This is a genomic window from Pseudonocardia pini, from assembly GCF_013870575.1.
GTDB classification, from domain to species: domain Bacteria; phylum Actinomycetota; class Actinomycetes; order Mycobacteriales; family Pseudonocardiaceae; genus Pseudonocardia; species Pseudonocardia pini.
The window spans coordinates 1-1,336 of sequence record NZ_JACBXB010001107.1; the positions used below are offsets into that span (position 1 = coordinate 1).

The 1,336-nt window shown below is 75.1% G+C and carries 2 protein-coding genes; one reads left to right on the plus strand and one right to left on the minus strand.

All coding sequences use genetic code 11. The features are described 5' to 3' along the window. Window positions 1-597, plus strand: a 597-nt coding sequence (locus H5J29_RS32940) for an SDR family NAD(P)-dependent oxidoreductase (RefSeq protein ID WP_181784798.1), incomplete at its 5' end; no start/stop codon positions are given. On the opposite strand, the gene H5J29_RS32945 is transcribed toward H5J29_RS32940, so the two are convergent. Continuing rightward, the gene (locus H5J29_RS32945; RefSeq protein ID WP_181784799.1) at window positions 564-1,241 is read right to left on the minus strand and encodes a response regulator; all 678 of its coding nucleotides are present in this window, start codon (window positions 1,239-1,241) and stop codon (window positions 564-566) included. The genes H5J29_RS32940 and H5J29_RS32945 overlap by 34 nt on opposite strands. Window positions 1,242-1,336: the final 95 nt, after the last annotated feature.

A 1,336-nucleotide genomic window follows, 5' to 3' on the forward strand; every position in this document is an offset into this window, starting at 1 on the left:
GAACTGGCCCCGCTCGGTGCCTGGGTGGCGAACGCCGGGCTCGGCACCGGCGGACCGCTGGCCGAGCTCACGGACGCCCAGGTCGAGGCCCTGGTCGCGGTCAACGTCCTCGGCGTCGTCTGGAGCACCCGTGCGGCGATCGAGGCGTTCCGCGCCCAGGGTGGCGGCGGCGAGCTCGCGATCACCGCGTCCCTCTCCGGGCTCGGGCCCGTCCCCGGCCTGTCGCTCTACGCCGCGACCAAGGCCGCCGTGCTCTCGCTGGCCCAGTCGCTGTCCGCCGAGCTGCGCGCCGACGGCATCCGCGTCCACGCGATCAACCCCGACGGCGTCGCCACGCCGCTGCTGTCCGGGATGGAACCCCGGGCGAGGGCGCTCGTGCGGTCGGGGGTGCTGCTGACCCCGGAGCGGGTCGCGAGCGAGCTGGTCGGCATGTTCGGCACCGGACGCGTGGTGCGGACCGTGCCGACCTGGCGCGGCGTCATGATGCGGACGAGCACCCTCGCGCCGGGGCGGCTGCTGCGCGCGACGCCGCTCCTGCGCCGGATCGGCGCGCGGAACCTCGCTCACGACCCCGGTCTGACCAGCCCCGACTCGTAGGCCAGCACCACCGCCTGGGCACGGTCGCGCAGCCCGAGCTTGGTGAACGTCCGGCTCACGTGGCTCTTCACCGTCTGCTCGGCCACCACCAGCCGCGCCGCGATCTCGGTGTTCGAGAAGCCCGCGGCGACCAGGCGGAGGACCTCGGTCTCGCGCTCGGTGAGCGGGGCGAGGCGCTCCGGACGGGCGTCGGTGAGCGAGGCGGGACGGGCGGCGACGAAGTGGGAGATCAGCCGTCGGGTCACCTCCGGTGCGAGCAGCGCCTCCCCCGCCGCGACGACCCGCACCGCGTGCAGCAGCTCGGCCGCCGGGGCGTGTTTGAGCAGGAAGCCGCTGGCGCCGGCGCGCAGGGCGTCGTAGATGTGGTCGTCGAGGTCGAAGGTGGTGAGCATCAGGACCCGGGGCGGTTCGGGACCGTCGGCGAGGGCCCTGGTCGCCTCGATGCCGTCGAGCACGGGCATCCGGACGTCCATCAGCACCACGTCCGGGCGGAGCTCGGCCACCGCGGCCAGCGCGACCTGCCCGTTCTCGGCCGTCCCGACGACCTCGATGTCCGGTTGTGCCGCGAGCAGCGCCGCGAAGCCCTCCCGGACCATGGCCTGGTCGTCGACCACCAGCAGCCGGATCGTCGGACCGTCGGTCATCGGGGCAGCACCGCGCGGACCCGGAACCCACCGTCGGCGGTCGCCCCGGCCTCGAGCGATCCGCCGTGGACCTGGGCCCGCTCCCGCATCGACGG